Source organism: Pedobacter ginsengisoli (assembly GCF_002736205.1).
GTDB classification, from domain to species: Bacteria; Bacteroidota; Bacteroidia; order Sphingobacteriales; family Sphingobacteriaceae; genus Pedobacter; species Pedobacter ginsengisoli_A.
The window spans coordinates 840,245-863,508 of record NZ_CP024091.1 but is presented as its reverse complement, the minus strand read 5'-3'; the positions used below and the strand labels follow the sequence as shown (position 1 = coordinate 863,508).

Genomic DNA, 23,264 nt, shown 5'->3' with positions numbered 1-23,264 from the left:
TTGCCAGGCTGTCGGAGAAGGTAATTTAGGCTATTTCGTCAAAATGGTAAATAAAAAGGAGCAAAAGAATAACTGGTATTATGCCAAGGGCAAATGCGGAGTAGGGAAAGGCGTACCCCTAACCGTTCCGAATCCTTATAAAATAAAAAACAAAAACACAAAGATTGCGGTATTAATAGGCCCCAGGACCAGCAGCAGTGGCGAAATGACAGCAATCTCTTTCATCGGAAAGAAAACCACAAGACTCTTTGGAGAATAAAGCCACTTTCTTGTTCCCTTTTGTATCGCAAGCTTCAAATCTTCTTTGGAATCCACTTACCATTATCGGATTTGTTCCACAGGCGCCAGAAGCGTTTTGAAAACTTGAAAGGCAGGGTTTCCTGGATGCCTTCAATATATTTTAAGTTGTCATCTGTCAAATGATCGAATGGAAAGGCAAACCAGACAGATGCAGTCGATTTCGTTGCTGAGAGCCATAGGTATACCCGTGAGTTTTCTAGTCGGGCATCAAGGACCGGCAGTTCTGATTGTCCTGGCAAAACCCTCCTGGTACGAGGATCTATGAAATTAAACCTCCAGTAGACAGAAAGGCCCAATTCCCGATGGCTGACTATCTGATCGACATAATATTCAATTTTTCTCAAATACACGTTCCAGTAAGTATCTTTAATTCCATTCGCCAAATAATTGTTCCAGTCGAAAGAAGGAAAGCCAAACCTTAAAGAATATTTTATGATATTTCTAAAGCTGAAATCCACCAATTGTACTCTTACCCGGTCAGCTCCCTGAGTATCCGTATACAATTGCAGAAAATTAAGCATCGAGGCACATACCTCTGTAAGTGGTTTTGCAGGCAGTTGATGCGCTCCCCCAGAATTAAGCGGCAGACCTTCGTACGTAATAAATGCTTTCATTCTATTGGTTTTTTTTATCAAATATAAAAAATCACCTAACTACCCCAGAGTAAACAACGTCCTATAATTTCATATACCGGTAATTGCCGAACTGATCTCCCTGAACAAAACTTGTACACCTCATTAGGATTTTCAATCGTTTTTTCAACACAGCCTGACAAAAAAAGAATAAACAAGAATACTGCTGTTAGTTTAGAAACCACCATAGCATGACCATAAGGTTTATCAGATAGACAAAAGACAAGCAAATAAGTTACAACATTAGCATAACAGCTACCTAATTGTAAGGCGCATTTGCAGATCCCCCGGTAATTTCCGATGCAGTTATATTTTTAAGCGCATTGAAAATTCCTTCAAACCTAAACGTCGAAAAAGCTTAAGAAGCTTTGGTGTGCTCCGTTTTGTTCATAATAGTAACAGAATAAGATCAGTCGGGCAGGCTTACCTAAGGGTCTTCCCCTTTTTCCAGCGAGCGTTAGCTTCGTTTTCATACTGTTAAAAACCAACCTGTTCAGTTTCCCGTTCTGGAACTTCTTAAGCTGTTTAATAGCGGCAATCGAGAAGTCGGAATTCACATCCACTTGAAAAATTGCGAAGCTATTCTCATTTTTATAACCTTTGAATGTACCGATCTCACTATTGTATGCACGGATCAAAGAAGGGTTGGGGTTAAAAATCTTATGGTTGCTAAGAAATGTAATCGCGCCTTCTCTTAGTTTAACGGTATTGCCCCAATTCTTTCCTGCATTTGGATACTCAACAGGGTCGAAGTATTCGTCAACTTGCATGCTGCCAGAGCAGAGCCCAAAACTCAACACTCCCTGCCATGTACTTGCAAATATGATCCATGTTGAATTTTCATCCGGCAAAAAACCGCAGGAAGTATTCAGTGAACTCATGATTTTGATCTTATTCTCCCGCTCACCCTTATATAAATTGATGATTTCTATTACCGCATCATGGTATTCCGAATTTGCTGAATCCGGTGTTATTTTGATGATTTTAGCTTTTGCCACAAATTCGGATTGCTGAAAGTTATTGACCACACCCTCATTGGCACATGAACAGGCAAATAAACCACCAGGAAGAAGAAACATAATCAGAAAGCATAAGCGTTTGAATTTTATCATGATTTTTAATGTGTATGACCGTTAATATATGCTACAGGTTGTTAAAACAATGATGCTTTTTCAAGATCATTTTCCATAAAATTAGTCATTTTAGAAATACATTTTTTATGTGCATAGAATCGAAATGCCCAACATATAAAATAGATTTTTTGGATTGAATATTTAGTCCCCTGACTTGCACCAATGATTGGAAAGGTACACGTTGCCTATATTCCCGACAAGCAGGTAATTGGATTGTCAAAAATCAATCGTTTGGTACAGTATTACGCAAAACGTCCACAAGTGCAGGAGCGCTTGACAATTCAAATTTCAGAAGCTTTAAAAGAAGTTTTGCAACATGATGATGTGGTGGTGGTGATTGAAGCAGACCATTTATGTGCCGCTTCAAGGGGAATTAAAGATACCAATAGTGCAACGCAGACTGCTCACTATTCGGGTCAGTTTGAGAACAAAGCTGTAAAGCAGGAATTTCTAGTTCACATTTACAACAAAAGATAAATTACAATGGAACGAATTAAAATAATTTTTAAAAAACTGATTAAAAAGGGTTATATTTTTTAATCAGATAAATCACAAATTGTCTAATTCGAATATTTACCCGATCCAACATGAGCTGGTCATCATATTGAACCAAAGTATTAACCAATATAGTTTTAGCTTTTAAGGTTTTAGAAGATATGGCCGCTACCAACAGGTTTTGGCCATTCTCTTCTTCATCTTTAACCATATAAAGCGAATCAATCTTGAAGTCTTGGGGCATGGGCATATCATTAAATGAGGCTTCATAAACACACTTAAAATCAATCAGATATCCTTGACCTAATAGAATTTCAACTACCTCATTAAGTGTGTGATAAACTTCCATATGCTAAATCTATTAAAAAGGTGCCGGCTGATCGGATCTTAGATAAATCACTGTCCGGTTAATGTAAGGGAATAGCGCAACCAATGTAATCGTAAAAACCAGCATCCAGCTAATCATTTCATAATAATCCATAGCATACCGTATTTGACCTTGAACATCAATTGATTTAACAAGCAGCTTTTGAGCAACCTTTATTGCCTTATCAGCATTGGCCCCATGATGTACCAAAGCCTGCGTTTGTTTAGAAAGTGCCACTGAAGTAACCGGATTAAGCTGTGTTAATTGTTCCTGAAATGTATTGTAGTGTTTGCTTTTAGAAAACAATTCATAAAAATTCATCAAAGCGATGCTGGCATAAAACCCAAAACACCGAACAAATAAGCAAATTCCAGCTGCGGTGGCTCCAAAACGTACCGGTGCTGAAGAAATCATAAAGATGATGGTCGGCGTCATCAACATGCCTACCCCCAGCCCTTGAATAATCAACGGTAAATAGAAGATGTTTTCATTGGCTTGAATATTTAGAAAGAAAAACATACCTACATGATACAGCAATAGCAAACAAAAACCATAGATCCATATTAACCTTACCGGTCTCTTTTGAAGTACCATCACACAGGAGGTAATTACGCCTATTATAATTCCAAGAATATTAAAGAGGTTGATGTAGGAAATATGTATGGGGTCTAGTCCTAAAACATTACTAAAATAGGCAGAGGTCAGACCTGAAGCAAACCTGCAAATGTAGAGTATAAACAGAATAAGTGCCCCTATTTTAAAGTTCCTGTATTTAAATACTTCCAAATCAAAATAAGGCCGTTTCAATACAAATTGCCGCAGTAGAAAAAGTAACAGAGATGAAGCAGAACCCAACGTATTGTATAAAATTCTATTGTCCTGGAACCAGTAGTATTCCTGCCCGTATACCAAAACGTAACCTAAAAGAGATAGGAATATGGCGTATAGAATAAAACTGGCCCAGTCCAATAAGTATAATGGAAATTTTATATCCAGCCTGATGTTGTTCATGATTACTGAAAGCAATATCAAGCTGGGAACATAAGAAAACATGGCACCTTTATATAAAACATTGAAATTAAAGCTGTCAATCAGATCAGCAGTGATGAAATTGTTAAAAGGAAGCATACAAATCAACATCCCGAAGTACACAGAGTAGCCAATTTCTCTAGCCCTTTCAGTTTTTAGTCGATTGTAAATTAAGGCTAGCGCCAGATTTGCTGTACTGGTTAAACACATTCCCTGGATGAACCTTAGCAAGAGTAAGAGTGGTAAGCTTTGCACCTGATAACAGCCAAAAGAGGTTAGTATCTGTATTAAAGTGAAGATGAAAAAATATTCTTTAGCAGCCAGATAACGAAAGAAGCGTCTTTCAAGCGAGAAAAAAGAAGTATAACCAGCGTAAAATACAACTACGGAATATTGTACATCAGCCGGCTCAATCCCGTAATAGCCTGCCGCGGCATTTATGTTAGCCAACGGCAGAAAAAAAAGCACTAAACTAGGCAACAAAACAATGAACAAAGTTACCTTGATGAGCCACTGAGGTACCCATAATTTAAATAGCGGGATCAATTTACTCATGAACTTTTTTTGCTGATGGTCACATTAACGTTCATTCCAGCTTTTAACAAGTCGATTTCTTCCGGTTTACCAACCAGCCTAATCCTGACCGGAACACGCTGTACAATTTTCACATAATTTCCTGTAGAATTATCGGGAGGAAGCAAAGAAAAACTGGATCCTGTGGCTGGTGATAATGAAATAATCTCTCCTTTAAACTTTTTGCCGGGGAAAGCATCTGCCTCAACTTCCGCAAACTCGCCAACATGCATGTTCCGAACCTGTGTTTCTTTATAATTTGCAATGATCCATTTGTCGGTTTCTTTATTTACGATATAGGCCAACACCTGCCCGGCATCAATCATTTGCCCCTTCTCTACCGTCCGCCTGCCAACTCTGCAGTTATAGGGAGCTGTAATTATGGTATAGGTAAGATCAAGTTGATGACGATCTAGCAGCGCATCCAACCGTTCTACCTCAGCTATGGCAACTGTTTGCTGAGATTTAAAATCGTTTACTTTTGACAAGGCAGCCTGATAATTTTGCTGTGCTGCCTGAAACTCGGCGTCAGCCATATCCATTGAGGCTTTTATATTTTCCAATTGTTGCGCTGTGGCTGACTCTACTTCAAACAACTTTTGGTAACGATCGTAATCCAGTTTCTGCTTCCATAACTTAGCTTTTGAGGCTGCAATTTGCGCTTTTGATACCTCTGCTGTTTTTTCAAGTGTCAACACATTACTTTGAAGTACCTGAATTTGTGCCTTAGCGGTTTGCAGCGCTGCTTCTGTTTGTTTTTCCTGTATCTTATATTCTCGTTCATCTATCACGAGTAAAGTATCCCCCTTTTTTACCTCCTGATTTTCATCATATCTTATTTCTGTAATAAAACCACCTGCTCTGGAGATCAATGGATTTATATATTCCTGTACCTGAGCATCGTTGGTTTGTTCATATTTATACAAACCCCAAAGTGACATTATCCCCCAGACTGTTAAAACAACTGCGGTTATACCTGCAATCCATGCAGTAATTTTTGTGATAATCTGATCCGTTACTGTGTATTTATTTCTTTTGCGCATCTTAAAGTATTCCTATTACATTTTGAAGTTTAAAATATTGGTATTGTGCCGTGATTTGAGCGGTTGCGAGTTCAAATTTGGTTTCCAGGAGCTGTACATCTGCATCCAATAAATCGGTAATTAATGAAGTTTGGTTGAAATAGGTATTCTTTATGATCCTATAGTTTTCCATTGCCTGACTAATATTTGCTTTTGCTACCGCTATCCTCACTATGCTCTCTTTGAATCGTAAATAAGCCTCATTTACTTCTTTTCTCAACTGATCTTCACTATCCGAATGTGCTATTTCCTGTTGATGCAGTTCCAGCTCCGCCGCCTTTGTTTTATGCTTATTATGGTAAAACGAGGATATAGGAAATGATGCTTTTAGTCCAAATATACCCAGGGAGTATAAATGGGGATTATAGGGGTAAAGAAAAATCTGAGGGTTTGCAAAATAGAAATCGCCATATAAACCAATTTTGGGCGTAACATTGGCTTTCACATTTTTAAGCTCTATTTTACGCAACGAGGTTTCCTTTTCTGAAATCCGATAAGGATAGGATTTGTCCATAGACTCTAAAAGATATTCCTGATAAGGTTTTAGTACAATCTGATCAGGTGCAATGGCTTCAGTGGGACTTACCTTATTATCGTCAGGCTCACCAATCAGGATATTTAATTTTTGATTAGAAAGCAGGATGTCGTTTTCAATCTGAACAAGCGATAGCTTTTGTCTGGACAGTTTTAATTCCGCTCTTAACACGTCACTTTTTAAGACTACTCCATGTTTTTGAAATGCTATAATCTCTTTTAATTGTATCTCCTGCTCATCTATATCCTTCATTATCAACTCTTTAAACATCAGACTCTTTTTAAGTTCCAGATAATAGGCAGCGCACATGAGCCTTACCTCTGAAATGGTCAGATTCTGTTGTTCGGTAGCGATTTCGTGTAATACCTCCTCTTTGTTGATATTTATATTTGTTTTACCTCCGTTGTAAATATTAAAATATCCTTCGGCATTAATTTTATAGAGTGTATGGATAACTTCATGTTGCGTTGGTTTATGAAAAAGACCGTTTTCATAGATAGGGATATTGGTTGCTTTCTCAATGTTTCCTCCTACTGACAATTCTGGTAATCGCTCAGCATAGGCGTCTTTTACCTTATGATGACTGGCCTCGAGACCTGTTTTTTTAATTTGAATCGCTTTACTAAAGGCATCGGCCTTTTGCCACACTTCTGATAAGGATAATGGTACTGCTGTTCTTGTTTCAATTTGTTTTTGGGCACACAAAAAAGTGGTTTTTAAACCCATTAGCACACAAATAATTGCTGTATTGGTATAAAATCGCATCTGATAATTTTGATGCAAAAGTAGGTTCAGCCTGATAATTAAATTTTATGTAATAAGCCATATATTTGATGATTCCAGCCAAATTTATAGTTCTTGTAATTAAAGTACATAGATTTAGTCTGCTAATCCTAAAGCCCCCAATGAGTTTAATAGCCTCTTTACCCGAAATCGATAAATCTTCAAGTGCAGTTTATGTCATGCACGAAAGATCTGAAAAGCATATTCCTATGCATAAACATACCAAAGGACAACTTTCTTATGTAGAAGGCGGGCTCGCTTATGTTCATATTAAAAACCAGATACTGGTGATCCCGGCCAGACATTATTTCTGGATTCCTCAGGGAATGGAACACATATTAAGAGTCGGAAATTCGGCAACAGTACTTAGGTCTTTGTTCTTTTATGCCTTTGATGATGATAAGGATCCTTTTTACACAAGAGTAGGAATTTATCCCATTAATGATCTTTTACTTCAAATGCTTAAGTACACCGAAAAATGGGAAGGCCCGGTAAATGTAGGTGATCCAAGATACCAGTTCCTGGAAACCATTAAGAACATTTTACCTGCAAACAGCACCAGAGCATTGCCCATAGCCCTACCCTTTACAGAGAACGAGCGCATGCAGATGATTTTGAAATATATGGATGCCAATATAGCAGACACACATACGATGCTGAGCATTGGCAATAAATTCGGGCTTAGCGCGCGCTCCTTATCAAGGCTTTTCCAGACTACTTTAGGCATCTCCTTTCTTCAGTATCTGAAGCTTTTAAGAATTGTAAAAAGCTTAGAAATGATCCTGCAAACTGATAAATCGCTGAGCGAAATTGCTTACGCTATTGGCTACCAAAGTCTTTCAGCTTTCAGCAATTCCTTTTATCAATTTACCAGAGTTCGCCCATCTGACTTTAAATCTTATTAGAAATCATCAGCCCATTACATTTACGATTTATCGGCCTCCTGAGATTGAATTAACAGACAAATGCTATCCGCTATTGCTTCTACACTATGAAGAACCTTCTTTGGTATTTCCAAATCATCAAACTGATCAAGCACAACTAAACGTCCCGCTTCCTTATAGCTTACTTTCCCTTCAATAACGACTAATTTAGTCTTTAAAGGTGTTTGATGGGCTCTTAATACCATTTCCTTTTTAAAAGCAAGTACGATCACTTTAAACTGATCTCCCCTTTCTAATACTTTAATTATCGGTCCCGTTTGCGACTCTGCTAACTGTGCTAAAACTTCTTTTATAATCATGATTTTGATATTTATACATTTTCCTATAAAAATTGTCACCAATTTCTATAGGACCATAGTAATGTGGTTCTTTAAAATCGTCAGTACTTCTTGTTGAAGCCATTTGTTTTTTGCCTGCCAGATCATTTCTTGGTGGGAGATCACCCGATTTCCCCTTTACGGAGAAGCAAAATTCCATGGGCATTAAGGCAAAAATATCTTCATTATAAAAGGTTGCCTTATCCACACCTAACCAGCTTCTTAAATTATCTCCACTTTTATCGTTCCAGGGAATACCTGTCTGATGGACAATTCGACCCAGCGCTTGGCCAATGATCACAATTTTGCTTTTCGAACTTGCCGAAATTATTGGATTAGCTCCTAATTCAAGATAACGTTCACATACTTTACAATTTCTGATATCTCTTAAAAGTTTGTCCATGAGGTGTTTTTTAGACTATTTTAACAATCATTCCATTACACTGTTCATCTATCAATAACTGACACGCCATGCGTATGTTAAGGTTATTGACACCGTGTTTAGCAAGTGTCGTATTTTCATTTCTATCGAAATCAGTTAAAGTATGACCTTGAATAACTTCGACCAGACAAGTACCGCATTTTCCCATCCCCAGACATACCCCAAATTCCTCAGGGCCTATCCGGTCAAAAATCAGCATCATTAAACTACGGTATTCATTGGGAAAGGTTTGTAGCTCATAACTTATTCCATCCCAAATAACAGTTAAGCTAATGTTGTTTAAACCATGACTATTTCCAAAATTCATCCGGATAATTGTCTATGAATTCATGATGTTGTTTTTCCAGAAAATATCCAATACCATTTAAGGTCGACTCAGATAACACGTTTTCCAAATATGGAAAAACTATTCTTTCTTCAAAGCGGATATGGTCATTAAGAAAAGTGATCAGTCTTTCGTATACCATATAGTCTCCATGGTCAGCGGAATTCACAGCATCTATGAAGTTAATGATCTGTTGATGATCCTTTTTTGCCTGTACACATAGTTGTTCCGGGTCGAACCGATTAAATAACAAAACTTCCTCATCCAGAAAATGATCTTTCAAATGCTGATGCCAGAAAAAATTAAGGTAACTCTTCATCCTAATGGTAGCTACCTTTTTTGCCATTCCCTGTTTTATCTTCCAGGAAAACAGTAAACCAAAATGGTGGTCTCTGGACAGCAGCTTCATATCTTCACTGCGTTTTATAGGTTGATTTTTCATAAATATCTCCTGTTGTATCCAATGCCAGGTTGCACGGTCAAACCAAACCATCCAATTATAAATAAAGAAAGCATTTTAATCACTTCTACCGCTACATATCCCCAATGCAACGCGCTGGGTGCTAATTCATCCCCTTTCTTAATAATCATTACAGCCCTCATATCCAGTCGGGGTAAAAACCATAATGTTTGTAATAACAATAGCACACAGACTATAATTACCATCAATCCTATAAACCTCGATATTGGCCCCAACAATAGCGTAATCCCTATTAGCGCCATAAAACCCCATTCACATAGATTTAGGGTACTAAACACCAACCTGCCTAAAGACAAACCTTCAGTCAGACTCAGGATTGAAAATTTTAAGGGCGCCTCCATAAAACTAATTGACATGACAAAGCCAAGCCAAAAAATGGCCGTTAGGCATCTTACCTTATCAACTCTGGTTATCGACTTCAACATCTGAAATTCCTTTAACTGCTTTCATGATTCTTGCGATACTTAAGGCTCTCTTTTTTGCATTTTCAGCAATTTCACCTACAAACGACTCATCAACTGTTTCATTAAATAAGTGAATCCACCTGTCAAAATGAGCTATAGAGAGTTCAAGTGGCAGATGTTTAGATAATGGGTCTGCATTATACTTTCTGGTATACAACAATAATGTCGACCAAAAATCCACCATAAGTTTCAGGTGGGTATCCCAATTCCCCTTAATAACCGGTGCAAAAACAGCATCTAAAAGGGCATCGTTTCTGACTTTGGTATAAAACCTATTTACCAGCAATTCCACATCAGTTTCGTTCTCTATATCTTTTCGTTTTTCTTCCATCATATCTGATTATACAATTACCGTATCTGTTCCACCTTTCATATTTTGTATCCTGTTCAAGAACATCTCAGCCATCAGTTCAGCTTTCTTTTTAGCTAAAGCAGCCATTGCTCCGGCATACTTTTCGTCAATAGTTTTATGGAATAGAACCAACCAACGGTCAAAATGTGCTTTACCAAGTGATAATGGTTCATGCCTGGCAAACGGATTGCCCTTAAAACCAGCAATGCCAAAGAGCGCTGCATTCCAGAATTTATACATCTTTTCCAGATGGGGTTCCCAATCATCAATTACCGCATCAAACACGGGCCCTATCAGGTCATCTGACTGTACCTTGCTGTAAAATGAATCTACAAGCCATACGATATCTTCAAAATTATTAATGTCCGTTTTCATATAAATAATTTTACAGATGAAGAAGTAACCAGGTAATAAATGGCCCACCCCACAAAAAGAATTAATAAAATAAATATCCAAAATGGAATACTTTGTGGCGTTTCACTTCCAACAATTAAAAAGTTTTTTTGATTGCCTTTGCCATAGGCATTGATCATGATGGGTACAATGCCATCAACAACCGCATTTTCCTGGATTCCTTCTATCGCAATGGCTGGCCCATTCCTCACTTCAAAAGGAATCAGCCTGATTCCTTCCTTGCCTGTTGGATCCTTACTTACAATTCTAAGGACATGTTTACCGTCAACCAATTTTGAGGTATCCAGTTCAAAGTTGACCGGAGAAATTAACTCCGCTATCGGCTTAAGCTCGTGGTCAATAAATATGAACACTTTGCTTTTCTCTTCCATATTAGTCCAGATTTAAGATTGAAAATTTGATGTGTGTTGCAGATTTTTCTCCTGGTCTTAGCAGCCATTTAACAGAGAAAAAAAGACAAAACAAAACGATGATGGCCGTAATACTGACAATCACATAATCCCAGTTACTATCCGGCCCTGCCCCATGGGTTATTACCTTCAATAGTTTAGGTTGCTGCTGCTCACAGGCTGGACAAGCCATAGCTGTTGCCGACAAAAACAAAATAATGCTCGTTAAAAATATTTTTTTCATGAGATCCATGCTTCACAACAATACTTTATAGACACTTTTTAAATGCTGAACAATTTTCCTTGCCTGCTCATCTGCATATACATCATAAGCATTTACCAATAAGCCTGCTACCGAAAGCGCTTTGGAGGATATTGCAAAAACGGCCATTTCATCCCCCGGATCTGTTTCTCCTTCAAAACAGAACACCTCATCAAGTTTCATAACTTTTCATCATTTGGCAGCTTTAACTTTTACCACATCCATTAATTTTTTCACCTGTTCGGTTGTCACCTTTTTAGCTGAATTCCCCCAACTCGTTTTTTCATGATTCATAATCGCAGCAATCTCCTCAGGCTTCAACCTGTTATTGGTTCCAACTGCTGGCATTGAACCAAAACCTTCACTTTCCCTTGCACTATAACCATTCATTATGATGTTCACCATCAGTTCTGCATTCTCGTCAAGTACAACTTTACTCCCTTTCAATGCAGGGAAAGCCCCTTTTAACCCCTCTCCATTGGCCTGATGACAACTCTGACAATTATTGGTGTACAACATGGCTCCATTAAGTTCTTTAGATGTCTCCATTTGTGTTGAGCCTGAGCCAAGTTCTCCAACTTTCTTATATAGAAAATCAGGTTCAGGTGTGCCATCGGGCAATTTTGTTTGTTTTAATGCCTTTAAATAAGCGACCAGCTGCAATACTTCGGCACTAGCAATGACTTTCCCCTTGCGCCCATTTCTAAATTCTTCAGGAATATTTACCGCCACATCGCCTTTTTCCAGCTTATTTTTGATCTTAAATAAAAAAGGATAGGCAGGCATTATAGATTCCTTTACGACAATACGGGGGTTGTACAAATGAACCAGGTGCCAGTCTGCGCTGGGCTGACGTTTCCCGATATTGGTTAAATCAGGTCCTGTTCTTTCTGTACCCATCAGGGTAGCGGTATTGCGCCAGAAATCCGTTCTATGGTTATCTGCATAATCCGCTGCAATACTGGGACGTGATCCCCAGACCTTATCCATATCTACATTGCGTACCTGCTGGGTATGACAAGCGACACAGCCGTTCGCAACAAATACTGCCTTACCTAAAATTGCCTGTTCATCCAAAGGAATTGAATTAGGTAAAGGGGCATTATTTTGCTCATTATTTAAAGCCGGAATGATGCATACAAACAGCGTAAGCACTACGAATAACAAAAATGCGCCTATAAAAAGTTGTCTGTGATTGTTAAAAAAATCCATATCAATTAGTTTTAAAACTTTTTTTCTGTTGAGGCATCCGATTGATTCAACTTTTTTATAGCCGCTTCTGCAACATCAATGGTTTGATTACTTCCTTTTAGCATTTTGTAGAAATTATAGGCAAAGAACAAATGTGACAACCACATCAGGCTTCCGCCTATGGCCCGCCATAACCAATACGGAGCCATAAACACCACACTGTCTATAAATGGTTTACCATCCATCCACATTAATCCTTTCAATGTGCTTCCGTACATCAATGGAATGGTATAAAACATCAAACCGATTAAAGCCAGCCAAAAATGTGCACCAACGGTAATCTGGGGTGCTTCTTTTCCAGTTAACCTTGGAACAAGCGCGTAAATACCTGCCCAAAGGAAGAAACAGATGATCCCATACATGGTTAAGTGCGAATGGGCTACAGTAAAGTCAGTGAAATGCCAAATCAGGTTTGTGGAACGAAAAGCTTCTGCAGTACCCTGTAAGGAACCGGTAAAGTAAAAGATAATCCCAACGATAAAAAAAGGAAGCGTATAGCTCGAAGGCACCTTGTGCCATGCTCCCTTAAAGGTCATGATAAAATTGGTTGTACCAGCCGCCACTGGGATAACCATGCCCATACTTCCTAAAATGGCTACTGTCTGTAATGACCAAGGGATAGAACTAAATACAAAGTGATGTGTCCCAATCACCGTGTAAAACAAGATCTGCGTCCAAAACGCGAGAATACCGAGGCTGTAAGAATAAATGGGTTTGTTTAATTGCTGAGGCAGGAAATAATAAACAATGCCCAGGGTAAAGAGCATAAACCACATCCCTACACCCTGGTGCATATAATAGCCTTGTATAATGGTCTCGCCCAATCCATCCTGCCAGAAGGGGACATAAGCTACAAAAGCAATGACGATGACAAAAATGACAGCTGCAATGATGTACCAGTTGGAAATATAAATTTCTTTAGTAGTCCTTCTGGCAACAGTCTGCATAAAGTTGATTAAGGTAAAAATGACACCCAAACCAAAAAAGAGCATTACCGGCCAGGTGTACTCTCTGTATTCGCCCCCTCCATTGTTAATTCCGGCCATAAGACATAAACTCCCGATAATTACTGCTGTATTAATAAGCCAAAAGCTATACCAGCCTAGTTTGAGACTCGCAAGTGGCGCATTGCCAACCCTTGGAACCACATACAAGCCGAGTCCGATCATACCCAAAGATGCCCAGCCCCAGAATACGGCATTGGTGTGTACCGGGCGCAAGCGGCCGAAACTCAACCAACTTAACTGATCTGCATCCGGCGCAACAAATTTTATCCCCAGGTATTCTCCAACAGTAGTTCCGAACAAAAGCCAGCATGTAGCGGCACCCAGATACCATAAGATGAGTTTTGACAACCGGGGGTCAACACCGGGCCTTTTTAAGGCTCTTTTCTTCAGAGATACAACAGGTAATCCCGGATCACTTTGTATTTGATGCAGCAACCCTTTATCATCTTCAGCAGCTATTTCTCCAGATAATTCATTATGCTTTAAAGTATAATCGAGCGCCTTTTTGCGTTTACTCAGTAGCTCTTGCAAGTCCTGGGAGTCTGCCTCATCAATCCATCTGGCCAATTCAGAGGCTTCCTGTAAACGCTGTTTATCCTGATACTGGCGGAATATGTTATTCACTTTAACCATCATCAGCCATATTCCAGCCAGTATTGGTATTAATATCAAAATCACGGTAATGATCACCCCTCCATCAGCCCAAAAAGAACCAGTAGCTTTTGTGCTTTGAGAAAATCCAGGTTTACTACAAAACATTAAAAAAATAATCATACAAAGACTTAATAATCCTGAGTTGGTCATTTTAACTGAAGCTTTCAGTTTTCTTCTCAAATATTTCTGAAAGGCTTCAATCTGACTACTATTAAATGTATATAGATGTTGTTGTAGCAAAGACGCTTTCTCCGCTGAGTTTCTCTTTTTATAGAGTTCACTTGTCGCATTAATCCGGTTGTAGATAAAAACTGCAGCCACCAAAGTGATCAATAGAACAAAAAAGGAGACACACAGCAATACTGAAGTAAAACTTACGCGTGTAGAGGCCAACACTAAGCCGACATTTATCAAGAGGCACGCCTTAATCATAATGTGTTATTTTTTATCATTTTATCTAAAAAGAGAAATCATTGATGGTAATCGATACTTTTTAGCTAACAAATTAATTCAATTGAAGCAGGGCTGGTCCGAATTCTTCGAATAGAATTGACTCCTTTTCAATTCCTTTGGCAACAAGGTCCTTGAATTGCTTTTGAATAAATGCTGAGGGCCCGCACACATAGTATCTTGTTCCAGGAAACTGAGGTAGGGAAGCTATTTTATTGATATCCAGAAATCCTTCCAATACGCCTTCCTGTTCATCCACTGCCGTTAAAAGATCATAAAAAATATATTGGCTTACCTGCTCATTTACCTTTGTAATTTCGTCTAACTCTGCTTTAAAAGCATGAACCTTACGGCTTCTGCATCCATGCAACCAGGTAATAGAATGGCTATATTCTTTTTCAACTAAATTCTGCAACATACTCATCATAGGTGTTAAACCTACACCTCCGCTAATCAATACTACAGGAGCGTCTAAATCCTCGGTTAATGTGAAGTTACCAGCCGGAGCAGTAAGGTCAACTTTATTCCCTTCCTGAATAAAATTATGGAGGTAATTACTGATCTTTCCATCGGTATCCAGCTGAAGTCCTTTTTCCATTTTTACCGAGATGCGGTAATAATCATGAGTTGGCGTACTTGAAACACTGTATTGACGTGATTGATACAAACTCAATTCTGGCAAAAACACACGGATACTGATGTATTGACCAGGTATATGAGGCATTACCTTTCCTCCATCAGCCGGATAAAGGTAAAAAGAGGTTATTTCTGCCGACTCTACTGTTTTTTTTCCAACAAAAAACGGTCTCCAACCTGTCCAGCCATCCTTCTGTGTTGCTTTTTGTTCATATAATTTTGTTTCATGTCCTGACATCAGTGTTGCCAGCTGTTGATAAGCTACTGTCCAGGCCTCTAAAATATCTGGGGTTGCGGCCGCTCCTAAAACCTCCTGTATCGAAGCAATTAAGTGGCGTCCAACAATTTGATAATGCTCAGGTCTGATATCTAAACTCACATGTTTATGCCCAATCCTGTCTACAACAGGCATTAATACGCCTGGATTTGCAATGTTCTCCGCATAAGCCAGCACAGCCATAGCTAAAGCCGTTTGTTGTTTCCCACTCTCCTGATTACCCATATTAAACATGTTTTTAAGTTCAGGATTGTGTGTAAACATTCTGTTGTAGAAGTGTGTGGTTAATAATACTCCATTCTCTCTCAGTACCGGTACTGTAGCGCTAATCAATTGTTCTTGTTTGATGTTCATAATAAATATATTAATACCTTTTTATCTTTTATTATAGTAATTTTTTTTATTTCTTATTTCTTCAGTTTAGTAATACCCAGATTCAGACTTTCACTAAAATCAGCAATGGTTGTTTGCTCCAATAAATCTTTCAATTGGTTACGAATGGCTTTAAATTCATTGTGCAATGGGCAAGGGCTTGTTTCAGAACAATAAGCAAGACCTAAACCACATCCGGTAAAAATACTCTTTCCATCAACTGCTTCCACTACCTCTGATAAAGGTCGTTTAAGTCCACGTTCATCTATGTAAAAACCACCATTAGGACCTTTAGCCGATTGCACTATACCTCTTCTACTCAGATCCTGTAGGATTTTGGCCAGAAAATGTTCAGGAGAATCAATGCCATTAGCAATTTCTTTTATCCCAACCCTATTGCCCAAAGTCGTACGGTGCGCGATAAAAAAAACCGAGCGTATAGCATATTCACATGTTTTTGAAAAGACTCCCATAAGCATTACAAAACTACATATATTTATTAAAAATAAAAGACATTTTCATCTTTTATTTAAAAAGTATTGATCAGCACAGGAAGTGTTAGCATCTTGTACAAAAGGCATTCACATAATTAACTACCTTAGAATAGAATTGCTTTTAAAAAAACAACAATATTCGTATACCATTTGGCGAACCTAAAAAAGAATTTAAAAGAATGTCCCAACCTGAATTTACTTGTCGTGTAAGCAAATCTGGTAAATATAGAGATAAAGGAAAAATAGGGTGATCGTGTCCAGGAAAAAGAATGATGCTATTTTCCCTATTTATAACGGCGCATCAAACGCAGGAGTTGAAAACGGAAATAGTCATAAAGTAACACCATCACTAAAAGTAGTACAGGAAATAGAAAAGCATTAAACTGAACCCGAAGGAATAAAAATGTGCCCATTACTCCGCCAAAGAGAAAGGTAGAAATGACGACTATCCTGAGTAAGATAAGCCGTTTTAATCTTACAGTTGATTGCTCTCGCCGGATCACCACTGTAGAGAGATCTGTCCCCAAATCAGTAAACATCCCCGTAAGATGGGTGGTTCTGACCACAGAACCTGAGATTACCGAGACCAGTGCATTCTGCATTCCCATGGCAAACAGTAAACTACCTGCTAAGTATTCCGTCTGGTGCAGGGAGCCATTATAGCCATGGCCGTAAATGATGACAATGGTTAGTATCAATAGGATGACACCTATTGGAAGGACATAGGCTGATGGTTTTTCTCTGCCCACTATTTCGATGCAGATTCCCGAAACAAATGCCCCGGTTAAAAATAACAATAACCAAAGTGCAACGATACCAGCTTCTCTGAAATGTGTTTCAGCCAGATTTACGGCAAATAATGCAGCATGTCCTGTTACATTTGTTGTTAATATACGGAAGGCCATAAAGCCTGCACCGTTAATAAACCCTGCATTGAGCCCTAGAAGGATAGCCAGCCTGAGGTTGTGACTAAAGCTTCTTTTTTGTCCTGTATGTCTAAGCATCGGTTCTTGTGTATTCAGTAGGTTTTATCACTATCATCAGCATCAAGGAAACCTTAATTTCTATTGGAGCGTTTTACGAGTTTCTCAATATCCTGTATCCATATTTTTCTGCCTTGCGTGCTGATGATGCCCTCAGATTTAAATTCTTTCAAAAGCCTGATTACATTTTCCTTAGCTATTCCGGCGATTCCAGCGAGATCACTTCTTGAAATATTGATTACAATAGGCACTCCCTGAGAGAGGCCTGCCTTTGATTTTTCTCTGAATACAATAAGGGCAATTGCAAGTCTTTCCACTGCTGAAGCATCCGAAAATGCGGAAATGTTATTGGCGAATACTGTAAATTCGTGACTCAGGGCCTTTAACAGACTGATTGCAAATTGAGGAGAGCGCTGAAGAACTTCAAGAAAATCTTCTTTCGGGATAAAGCTGATCGAACTATCTTCAAGGACAGCTGCTGAGTCCTGATACCGTTCTTCAGATAACACCGCATGGTATCCGATCAGTTCCCCCCTATTGGCAACATAAATGATCTGCTCCTTTTCAGTAGCTCCCTTTTTATATTTTTTTACTTTACCGGAATGGATATAATATATTCCTGAAGGAACCATTCCTTCCTTGAATACCGTTTCCCCTTTCCTGTATTCCTGAATATCCTGTCTCCCGATTAAAAAAGCATAATCCCGCTCATTGAGCATATTGAGGACAGAGCGGGTCGAGAACAACCATTTCTCTATTGGGAACAGACCATCTAAGCTCATGAATGCAAAGTTAGCATAAATAAAGACGTTTTTAATGCCGTCTGTATTTTCTTAAAATACTCGCTTTTTCACGCAGGCATATCAGCGCATAGCGAAAACAGCTCCATTGGGTACTGTTTAAATCAATTGGAGAAAGCCCCTCAATGGCAATTTCGAGTTTGCTAAAACATTGGGATACCGGCAAGACCCTGACTGTCGCTATTCTGGAAATATCCAGTATCAAAGCTTCCACCTGTTCATAGTTTTGCAGGCCTGCAATCTGGTAAACCAGAGAATCTACCAGCTCATCAATTGTTATTTTCTTAGGAATGGGATGGGTCACTCTTGATGTACATTTTAAGGTAATTGTTAAAGCTGGAGTCAATTAACTGATAGCTTGAGGGAAGATCCCCATCATTTCCGTGATAAGTGACCAGCCGCGTCCCATTTTCCTTATTCTCCAGGATCTTGTAAAAGTAGTTGGCGTAATAGTTATATAAGCTTGGAGAATACTGCACGGAGTTATCAATCCGGCCAAAGGTACAGAGGTTTTCGGCAAAGGAATTGAAAAAGTAAATTCCATCATAATTGTTGTAGTCGAGCTCAGTGAAATCGCCATGTATGAAATGCGTATTGGATACTACCGAGCTATTCTGCCTGGATAACAATGCAATTCCATGAAGATCTTTACGCTGCTCAATACCATAGAAATCGCAGTCAGGATAATGCTGTGCAGCAGTAATACAAAATTTCCCGATACCGCTGCCAATATCGATGACCTTACTGCCCGGTTTGTCACATAAAAAACCGGCAGCAGCCCTGATTACTTCCAGCGGGCTCCAATGTAGCTGGGAAAGCCTTCTCATTCTTGGGGAGAGCTGACTGTCATAGTGTTCGTCGTCAAGGTAAGATGTGATGGAAAGGCGCACTGTATCCATTGTTTAAAAGTTTGTAGCCACGAATTTAGTTGATAGATTCACTTAATTCTATCACAAAATATCATTGAAAAAAATGATATTTATCATTTTTTGAAGCAGAACCAAGTACACATCCCCCCGAACAAAGTAGCTTAACACCTTTGCTTTCATCACCATTATACAGTAAGACCTGAAAGGCTATATCCAAAAGGTCAATGGATACACAAAAAAAATTGTACCCCAAGACATTAAATTAATGACTGGTTAACCAGTTAATGGGTTATTGATCTTTAAATTCTGTTGGAGTGACCTGTTGGAAAAACCAAAATGATTGACCCTGCTCCACCAATTTCAAAAAAGCACCTAATATATTGATCATCAAGACTAATCGGAGACAATTCAAAATTGGCGTAGGGGGATCGGTTTCACGTGTTTTATCCTGTAAGGGATCAAAGGCATAAAATTTTAGCGACAAAACTTGCGGCTATTGAAACAAAAATTGAAAATAAACTTTTCGATGGGGTGATCAATGATACGACATATAAGAAAGGAATGAAAAAATTTGCGGCTGAAAAAGCGCAATTGAAAGATGGGTTTAATTTCCTGGAAACCATGGAAGGATATTTACATCAGGAATTGCTTGTTTTACCCTATATGTTGAATTTACCTCCGATTTTTGAGGATTCTACAATCGGACAGCAACATGCTATTATTAAACAGGTGTTCAAACAGGGTCTCACGTTCAAATAGGGGTCATTTAGAACACCCTGGATCAATCCAGAATTCGAATCTAACTTATGATACTAAAAGAAAAAGGGCTACTCTTTTTGGAGCAACCCTCTGATAAAATTTGTGGAATCCCACTTGGCGGGGTAGCCGGGAGTCCCTTGCAACACCTAGAAGTTATTTTGTCGATCATAATGGAAGTTTATAACAAAAAATGAGAGATCAGTCTGACAGACACACCAAACGCATAAAGCGATTACATTCTAATACCGCGCCAAGTTAGGCTTCCAACATATCTACAGTACTAAAAACAAATTAGTGTGCTAAAAAATAGAGTTAGCTCTAAATTTAAGACTAACTCCAACCAAGTGCTCTCTGATATATTTCGAACACACCAATTTCTGCAAGATTTGAAGGTCGTTGCAGACATGAAACAGTATATTGAAGACATGAGAAGTACCCGTTTTACATTCTCTAAACGCTGATTACGGAACTTGCATCTATCATGAAAATCGTCATCCCATGTGGGAAATCGGTAAAGATCCATTTTCCCACATGGGATTTTAACCACAACACATGGATTAACTTGTAGTGAAAATCGTGAACAGGGTAGCCGTGAGTCCCTCGCAACACCTAGAGGTTATTTTGTAGATCATAATGGAAGTTTATAACAAAAAATGAGAGGATTATTTTCCAGGCTACTAGCCGTTGAGTACATCAGAATGTACATTACTATGAAAGAAAATACTGCCATAATGAGCAGCTTTTTGTAATGGTCGCCCTGATTTTGTAGCATTTCCATTTGGTTGTGATCTTTATCTTCCATAATTAATGTGATTAAATGTATTTAATTAAAAATTAGTCAATTCTTGCACTCTTAAGGCGCAGTGAGTTCAGAATAACGGATACTGAACTGAAGCTCATGGCAAGCGCAGCTATCATCGGTGACAGTAAAATTCCAAAAAACGGATATAAAAGCCCCGCAGCCACGGGTATTCCCAATACATTATATCCAAGGGCAAAGAATAAGTTACCTTTAATATTGCCCATTACCTTGTGGCTTAACAAACGGGCTTTTGCAATACCATTCAAATCGCCCTTTACAAGGGTAATTGCTGCACTTTCAATAGCAACATCTGTCCCAGTACCCATCGCAATGCCAATATCAGCCTGTGATAATGCCGGGGCATCATTAATACCATCGCCTGCCATCGCCACTTTTTTTCCTTCAGCTTGCAATTTTTTCACTTCGTTCAATTTATCTTCCGGTAACATCCCGGCTTTGAAGCCATCTAAATTTAAGGTTTGACTAACTGCCCTTGCTGTATCCTCATTGTCTCCTGTAAACATGATTACCTGTAAACCCTCTTCCTGAAGTTTTTTGATAGCAGCAGCACTAGATGGCTTGATTTTATCAGAAATAACCACAAAGCCAACAGCTTTATTCCCAACAGCTAAATAAGAAACTGTTTTACCTCCTTTTTGTGCGGCCTTAACCTGCTCTTCTAATTCAGGATCAATTTCAGCTTTAACGTGTTTCATTAATTTCTGGTTGCCTAAAGCAAGTTTTTCCTGTTTTAATGTACCCGTTACACCTTTACCGGTTACAGCTTCAAAATGTGAGATAGGCTGAATACTGATCTTTTTCTCTTCCCCGTAACGAAGCGTTGCCTGCGCTAAAGGATGTTCACTGCTGCTATTTAATGCAACTATTCTTTCTAGGACTTTCTTTTCATCAAAATCAGGATTTATACCAACGATCTTTTCAACTGATGGTTTCCCTTCGGTTACTGTTCCGGTTTTATCAATAATCACTACATCAATAGCATTCATTTTTTCCAACGATTCTGCATTCTTAATCAACACGCCAGACTGTGCCCCTTTTCCTACGCCTACCATTACAGACATCGGGGTGGCCAAACCAAGCGCACATGGACAGGCTATAATCAATACAGCGATGGCATTTACAAAAGCGTAGACATACGCAGGGTCAGGCCCATACATTGCCCATACGACGAATGTAGCTATGGCAATCAATACCACTACAGGCACAAAATAACCTGAAATCTTATCGGCCATTTTCTGGATAGGCGCTTTTGAACGACTTGCAGAATTAACCATTTCAATGATCTGGGAAAGCAGCGTTTCAGAACCTACCTTTTCGGCAAGCATGACAAATGTTTTATTACCATTGATTGTTCCAGAACTAACTTTGTCCCCAGGTTTCTTTTCCACCGGAATAGGTTCACCTGAAATCATAGATTCGTCAATCGTTACTTCCCCAACTTTAATACTGCCGTCAACAGGTATCTTTTCGCCCGGTTTCACCCGTAACATGTCCCCTTTCTGAATGTCATCTATGGAAACTGTCGTTTCTTTTTCGCCTACAATCCTAGTAGCGGTATTGGGTGCCAGTTTCAACAGCTCTTTAATAGCGCTATTTGTTTTTCCGTGTGCTCTGGCCTCTAAAAGCTGACCAAGCAAGACTAAAGTCAGGATAACAGTTGCTGCTTCAAAATAAACATAGACCGTACCATGATGGGTTTTAAACTGATCAGGAAAAACATCGGGAAAAAGAAGGGCGACAAGGCTGAAAAGCCAAGCTACCCCCGCACCAATTCCAATCAAAGTAAACATATTTAATTTCCATGTAATTATGGATTGCCATGCGCGCTGAAAGAACATCCATGTTGCATAAAACACCACAGGGATAGAAAATGCAAACTGAACCCAGTTCCAATATTTCAATTCCATCAATTTGAAAATCGGATTACCTGGTATCATCTCAGACATTGCAATCAAAAAGACAGGTATGGTAAAAACCGTTGCGACCTTAAACTTACGCAAAAGCGTTTCATAAATTTTATCCTCCTCTTCCAAATTTACACCCAATGGAACCAAATCCATTCCACATATCGGACATGAACCAGGCTGATCTCTGATAATTTCGGGGTGCATAGGACAAGTAAATTGAGTGGCTTGCTTTAATACCGGCTGCTTCAGCAAGTCCATTCCACAAACCGGACAATGACCTGGTTTACCATAAGTTTTATCTCCTTCACAATGCATCGGACAATAGTATACCCCTCCGGTTTCTTCCTTATTAACCTTAACCGGAGTAGCGCCATGACCCTGAGGGGCTGAAACATGATGTTGGTGACCGGAATGATCTGGACTGTGTTTATCTGCGGCAATCTTTTGAAAGCCGGACATTTCAATCCTGTAATTTCCAGCAGCAGAAAGCGTTTCCTGCAATTTTTCAGTAGTAATATGCTTATCCATCCTAATCGTTGCCTCAGCTGGTTCCAAGGTAACCTTAGCAGAAATCCCGTCAATACTATTCAAGGCATCTTCAACTTTACTACGACAGCCCTGACAGGTCATTCCGATTATTTTATAGGTATGCTTCATGATGTA

29 protein-coding genes and 1 pseudogene are annotated in these 23,264 nt (G+C 38.9%); 4 read left to right on the top strand and 26 right to left on the bottom strand.

Annotated features, from left to right (window positions below; all coding sequences use genetic code 11):
- Nucleotides 1-43 precede the first annotated feature (43 nt).
- Nucleotides 44-259, top strand: a complete 216-nt coding sequence (locus CPT03_RS03660) for a hypothetical protein (protein WP_099437574.1) — start codon at nt 44-46, stop codon at nt 257-259.
- A 34-nt stretch (nt 260-293) separates the two neighbouring features.
- Here the strand turns inward: CPT03_RS03660 and CPT03_RS03655 are convergent, their stop codons facing one another.
- The gene (locus CPT03_RS03655; RefSeq protein ID WP_157766343.1) at nt 294-935 is read right to left on the bottom strand and encodes a hypothetical protein; all 642 of its coding nucleotides are present in this window, start codon (nt 933-935) and stop codon (nt 294-296) included.
- Nucleotides 936-1,273: 338 nt separating this feature from the next.
- Nucleotides 1,274-2,044: a hypothetical protein gene (locus tag CPT03_RS03650; RefSeq protein WP_099437572.1), complete on the bottom strand. Its 771-nt coding sequence runs from the start codon at nt 2,042-2,044 to the stop codon at nt 1,274-1,276.
- Nucleotides 2,045-2,227: 183 nt separating this feature from the next.
- Here CPT03_RS03650 and folE point away from each other — a divergent pair, with 183 nt between their 5' ends.
- Nucleotides 2,228-2,542: a GTP cyclohydrolase I gene (folE, locus tag CPT03_RS03645; RefSeq protein WP_099437571.1), complete on the top strand. Its 315-nt coding sequence runs from the start codon at nt 2,228-2,230 to the stop codon at nt 2,540-2,542.
- 40 nt (nt 2,543-2,582) lie between these two features.
- Here the strand turns inward: folE and CPT03_RS03640 are convergent, their stop codons facing one another.
- From CPT03_RS03640 to CPT03_RS03625, 4 genes are read right to left on the bottom strand one after another with little or no spacing between them, the layout of a single operon-like run.
- Nucleotides 2,583-2,909, bottom strand: a complete 327-nt coding sequence (locus tag CPT03_RS03640) for a hypothetical protein (RefSeq protein ID WP_099437570.1) — start codon at nt 2,907-2,909, stop codon at nt 2,583-2,585.
- Between the two features lie 12 nt (nt 2,910-2,921).
- Nucleotides 2,922-4,511 carry an MFS transporter gene (locus tag CPT03_RS03635; protein ID WP_099437569.1) on the bottom strand — a complete coding sequence of 530 codons (1,590 nt, stop codon included), beginning with the start codon at nt 4,509-4,511 and terminating at the stop codon, nt 2,922-2,924.
- Nucleotides 4,508-5,572: an HlyD family secretion protein gene (locus CPT03_RS03630; protein ID WP_099437568.1), complete on the bottom strand. Its 1,065-nt coding sequence runs from the start codon at nt 5,570-5,572 to the stop codon at nt 4,508-4,510. The genes CPT03_RS03635 and CPT03_RS03630 overlap by 4 nt, the downstream gene beginning before the upstream one ends.
- A 1-nt stretch (nt 5,573) precedes the next feature.
- Complete coding sequence (locus CPT03_RS03625; RefSeq protein WP_099437567.1) at nt 5,574-6,911, bottom strand: TolC family protein; 1,338 nt, start codon at nt 6,909-6,911, stop codon at nt 5,574-5,576.
- 140 nt (nt 6,912-7,051) lie between these two features.
- Between CPT03_RS03625 and CPT03_RS03620 the strand changes: the two genes are divergently transcribed.
- Nucleotides 7,052-7,834 (top strand): helix-turn-helix domain-containing protein, encoded by a 783-nt coding sequence (locus CPT03_RS03620; protein WP_099440994.1) that lies wholly within the window; start codon nt 7,052-7,054, stop codon nt 7,832-7,834.
- A gap of 20 nt (nt 7,835-7,854) precedes the next feature.
- Here the strand turns inward: CPT03_RS03620 and CPT03_RS03615 are convergent, their stop codons facing one another.
- From CPT03_RS03615 to CPT03_RS03540, 19 genes and pseudogenes are all read right to left on the bottom strand, one after another.
- Nucleotides 7,855-8,172, bottom strand: coding sequence for a hypothetical protein (locus CPT03_RS03615; protein WP_099437566.1), 318 nt, complete (start codon nt 8,170-8,172; stop codon nt 7,855-7,857).
- On the bottom strand, nt 8,114-8,593 hold the full coding sequence (locus CPT03_RS03610; RefSeq protein ID WP_216641599.1) for a uracil-DNA glycosylase family protein: 480 nt from the start codon (nt 8,591-8,593) through the stop codon (nt 8,114-8,116). The genes CPT03_RS03615 and CPT03_RS03610 overlap by 59 nt, the downstream gene beginning before the upstream one ends.
- A gap of 10 nt (nt 8,594-8,603) precedes the next feature.
- Nucleotides 8,604-8,939 carry a 2Fe-2S iron-sulfur cluster-binding protein gene (locus CPT03_RS03605; RefSeq protein ID WP_099437565.1) on the bottom strand — a complete coding sequence of 112 codons (336 nt, stop codon included), beginning with the start codon at nt 8,937-8,939 and terminating at the stop codon, nt 8,604-8,606.
- The gene (locus CPT03_RS03600; RefSeq protein ID WP_157766342.1) at nt 8,923-9,399 is read right to left on the bottom strand and encodes a hemerythrin domain-containing protein; all 477 of its coding nucleotides are present in this window, start codon (nt 9,397-9,399) and stop codon (nt 8,923-8,925) included. The genes CPT03_RS03605 and CPT03_RS03600 overlap by 17 nt, the downstream gene beginning before the upstream one ends.
- Nucleotides 9,396-9,863 (bottom strand): hypothetical protein, encoded by a 468-nt coding sequence (locus CPT03_RS22745; protein ID WP_157766341.1) that lies wholly within the window; start codon nt 9,861-9,863, stop codon nt 9,396-9,398. Before CPT03_RS22745 ends, CPT03_RS03600 begins: the two co-directional genes overlap by 4 nt.
- The gene (locus tag CPT03_RS03595) at nt 9,838-10,236 is read right to left on the bottom strand and encodes a group III truncated hemoglobin (protein WP_245869962.1); all 399 of its coding nucleotides are present in this window, start codon (nt 10,234-10,236) and stop codon (nt 9,838-9,840) included. The genes CPT03_RS22745 and CPT03_RS03595 overlap by 26 nt, the downstream gene beginning before the upstream one ends.
- Nucleotides 10,237-10,242: 6 nt before the next feature.
- Nucleotides 10,243-10,629 carry a group III truncated hemoglobin gene (locus CPT03_RS03590; protein ID WP_099437562.1) on the bottom strand — a complete coding sequence of 129 codons (387 nt, stop codon included), beginning with the start codon at nt 10,627-10,629 and terminating at the stop codon, nt 10,243-10,245.
- Nucleotides 10,626-11,039: a cytochrome C gene (locus CPT03_RS03585; RefSeq protein WP_099437561.1), complete on the bottom strand. Its 414-nt coding sequence runs from the start codon at nt 11,037-11,039 to the stop codon at nt 10,626-10,628. The genes CPT03_RS03590 and CPT03_RS03585 overlap by 4 nt, the downstream gene beginning before the upstream one ends.
- A gap of 1 nt (nt 11,040) precedes the next feature.
- On the bottom strand, nt 11,041-11,301 hold the full coding sequence (locus CPT03_RS03580) for a hypothetical protein (RefSeq protein ID WP_216641598.1): 261 nt from the start codon (nt 11,299-11,301) through the stop codon (nt 11,041-11,043).
- A 12-nt stretch (nt 11,302-11,313) separates the two neighbouring features.
- Nucleotides 11,314-11,502 carry a hypothetical protein gene (locus CPT03_RS03575; protein ID WP_099437559.1) on the bottom strand — a complete coding sequence of 63 codons (189 nt, stop codon included), beginning with the start codon at nt 11,500-11,502 and terminating at the stop codon, nt 11,314-11,316.
- A 9-nt stretch (nt 11,503-11,511) separates the two neighbouring features.
- On the bottom strand, nt 11,512-11,838 hold the full coding sequence (locus tag CPT03_RS23340; protein WP_410522627.1) for a c-type cytochrome: 327 nt from the start codon (nt 11,836-11,838) through the stop codon (nt 11,512-11,514).
- A 231-nt stretch (nt 11,839-12,069) separates the two neighbouring features.
- Nucleotides 12,070-12,531, bottom strand: a pseudogene (locus CPT03_RS23335) (cbb3-type cytochrome c oxidase subunit II); the annotation flags it as partial.
- An 11-nt stretch (nt 12,532-12,542) separates the two neighbouring features.
- Nucleotides 12,543-14,663, bottom strand: a complete 2,121-nt coding sequence (locus tag CPT03_RS03565; RefSeq protein ID WP_099437557.1) for a cbb3-type cytochrome c oxidase subunit I — start codon at nt 14,661-14,663, stop codon at nt 12,543-12,545.
- A gap of 73 nt (nt 14,664-14,736) precedes the next feature.
- On the bottom strand, nt 14,737-15,948 hold the full coding sequence (hmpA, locus tag CPT03_RS03560; RefSeq protein ID WP_099437556.1) for an NO-inducible flavohemoprotein: 1,212 nt from the start codon (nt 15,946-15,948) through the stop codon (nt 14,737-14,739).
- Nucleotides 15,949-16,001: 53 nt separating this feature from the next.
- The gene (locus CPT03_RS03555; protein ID WP_245869961.1) at nt 16,002-16,445 is read right to left on the bottom strand and encodes an RrF2 family transcriptional regulator; all 444 of its coding nucleotides are present in this window, start codon (nt 16,443-16,445) and stop codon (nt 16,002-16,004) included.
- A gap of 299 nt (nt 16,446-16,744) precedes the next feature.
- Complete coding sequence (locus tag CPT03_RS03550) at nt 16,745-17,464, bottom strand: YoaK family protein (protein ID WP_099437554.1); 720 nt, start codon at nt 17,462-17,464, stop codon at nt 16,745-16,747.
- Nucleotides 17,465-17,517: 53 nt separating this feature from the next.
- Nucleotides 17,518-18,225 (bottom strand): Crp/Fnr family transcriptional regulator, encoded by a 708-nt coding sequence (locus CPT03_RS03545; protein ID WP_099437553.1) that lies wholly within the window; start codon nt 18,223-18,225, stop codon nt 17,518-17,520.
- 31 nt (nt 18,226-18,256) lie between these two features.
- Nucleotides 18,257-18,547, bottom strand: a complete 291-nt coding sequence (locus CPT03_RS22740) for a hypothetical protein (protein WP_157766340.1) — start codon at nt 18,545-18,547, stop codon at nt 18,257-18,259.
- Nucleotides 18,528-19,142, bottom strand: a complete 615-nt coding sequence (locus tag CPT03_RS03540) for an SAM-dependent methyltransferase (RefSeq protein WP_099437552.1) — start codon at nt 19,140-19,142, stop codon at nt 18,528-18,530. The genes CPT03_RS22740 and CPT03_RS03540 overlap by 20 nt, the downstream gene beginning before the upstream one ends.
- Nucleotides 19,143-19,550: 408 nt before the next feature.
- On the opposite strand from CPT03_RS03540, the gene CPT03_RS03535 reads away from it, so the two are divergent.
- Entirely contained in the window at nt 19,551-19,871 is a 321-nt protein-coding gene (locus CPT03_RS03535; protein WP_099437551.1) for a hypothetical protein, read from the top strand.
- An 834-nt stretch (nt 19,872-20,705) separates the two neighbouring features.
- Here the strand turns inward: CPT03_RS03535 and CPT03_RS03530 are convergent.
- A complete protein-coding gene (locus CPT03_RS03530) occupies nt 20,706-23,258 on the bottom strand; it encodes a heavy metal translocating P-type ATPase (protein ID WP_099437550.1) in 2,553 nt (850 codons plus the stop codon).
- Nucleotides 23,259-23,264: the final 6 nt, after the last annotated feature.

Coding starts and splice junctions, on each gene's coding strand:
- CPT03_RS03660 (WP_099437574.1), top strand. CDS start 44: ATGGTAAATAAAAAGGAGCAAAAGAATAACTGGTATTATGCCAAGGGC.
- CPT03_RS03650 (WP_099437572.1), bottom strand. CDS start 2,044: ATGATAAAATTCAAACGCTTATGCTTTCTGATTATGTTTCTTCTTCCT.
- folE (WP_099437571.1), top strand. CDS start 2,228: ATGATTGGAAAGGTACACGTTGCCTATATTCCCGACAAGCAGGTAATT.
- CPT03_RS03640 (WP_099437570.1), bottom strand. CDS start 2,909: ATGGAAGTTTATCACACACTTAATGAGGTAGTTGAAATTCTATTAGGT.
- CPT03_RS03635 (WP_099437569.1), bottom strand. CDS start 4,511: ATGAGTAAATTGATCCCGCTATTTAAATTATGGGTACCTCAGTGGCTC.
- CPT03_RS03630 (WP_099437568.1), bottom strand. CDS start 5,572: ATGCGCAAAAGAAATAAATACACAGTAACGGATCAGATTATCACAAAA.
- CPT03_RS03625 (WP_099437567.1), bottom strand. CDS start 6,911: ATGCGATTTTATACCAATACAGCAATTATTTGTGTGCTAATGGGTTTA.
- CPT03_RS03620 (WP_099440994.1), top strand. CDS start 7,052: ATGAGTTTAATAGCCTCTTTACCCGAAATCGATAAATCTTCAAGTGCA.
- CPT03_RS03615 (WP_099437566.1), bottom strand. CDS start 8,172: ATGATTATAAAAGAAGTTTTAGCACAGTTAGCAGAGTCGCAAACGGGA.
- CPT03_RS03610 (WP_216641599.1), bottom strand. CDS start 8,593: ATGGACAAACTTTTAAGAGATATCAGAAATTGTAAAGTATGTGAACGT.
- CPT03_RS03605 (WP_099437565.1), bottom strand. CDS start 8,939: ATGAATTTTGGAAATAGTCATGGTTTAAACAACATTAGCTTAACTGTT.
- CPT03_RS03600 (WP_157766342.1), bottom strand. CDS start 9,399: ATGAAAAATCAACCTATAAAACGCAGTGAAGATATGAAGCTGCTGTCC.
- CPT03_RS22745 (WP_157766341.1), bottom strand. CDS start 9,863: ATGTTGAAGTCGATAACCAGAGTTGATAAGGTAAGATGCCTAACGGCC.
- CPT03_RS03595 (WP_245869962.1), bottom strand. CDS start 10,236: ATGATGGAAGAAAAACGAAAAGATATAGAGAACGAAACTGATGTGGAA.
- CPT03_RS03590 (WP_099437562.1), bottom strand. CDS start 10,629: ATGAAAACGGACATTAATAATTTTGAAGATATCGTATGGCTTGTAGAT.
- CPT03_RS03585 (WP_099437561.1), bottom strand. CDS start 11,039: ATGGAAGAGAAAAGCAAAGTGTTCATATTTATTGACCACGAGCTTAAG.
- CPT03_RS03580 (WP_216641598.1), bottom strand. CDS start 11,301: ATGAAAAAAATATTTTTAACGAGCATTATTTTGTTTTTGTCGGCAACA.
- CPT03_RS03575 (WP_099437559.1), bottom strand. CDS start 11,502: ATGAAACTTGATGAGGTGTTCTGTTTTGAAGGAGAAACAGATCCGGGG.
- CPT03_RS23340 (WP_410522627.1), bottom strand. CDS start 11,838: ATGTTGTACACCAATAATTGTCAGAGTTGTCATCAGGCCAATGGAGAG.
- CPT03_RS03565 (WP_099437557.1), bottom strand. CDS start 14,663: ATGATTAAGGCGTGCCTCTTGATAAATGTCGGCTTAGTGTTGGCCTCT.
- hmpA (WP_099437556.1), bottom strand. CDS start 15,948: ATGAACATCAAACAAGAACAATTGATTAGCGCTACAGTACCGGTACTG.
- CPT03_RS03555 (WP_245869961.1), bottom strand. CDS start 16,445: ATGCTTATGGGAGTCTTTTCAAAAACATGTGAATATGCTATACGCTCG.
- CPT03_RS03550 (WP_099437554.1), bottom strand. CDS start 17,464: ATGCTTAGACATACAGGACAAAAAAGAAGCTTTAGTCACAACCTCAGG.
- CPT03_RS03545 (WP_099437553.1), bottom strand. CDS start 18,225: ATGAGCTTAGATGGTCTGTTCCCAATAGAGAAATGGTTGTTCTCGACC.
- CPT03_RS03540 (WP_099437552.1), bottom strand. CDS start 19,142: ATGGATACAGTGCGCCTTTCCATCACATCTTACCTTGACGACGAACAC.
- CPT03_RS03530 (WP_099437550.1), bottom strand. CDS start 23,258: ATGAAGCATACCTATAAAATAATCGGAATGACCTGTCAGGGCTGTCGT.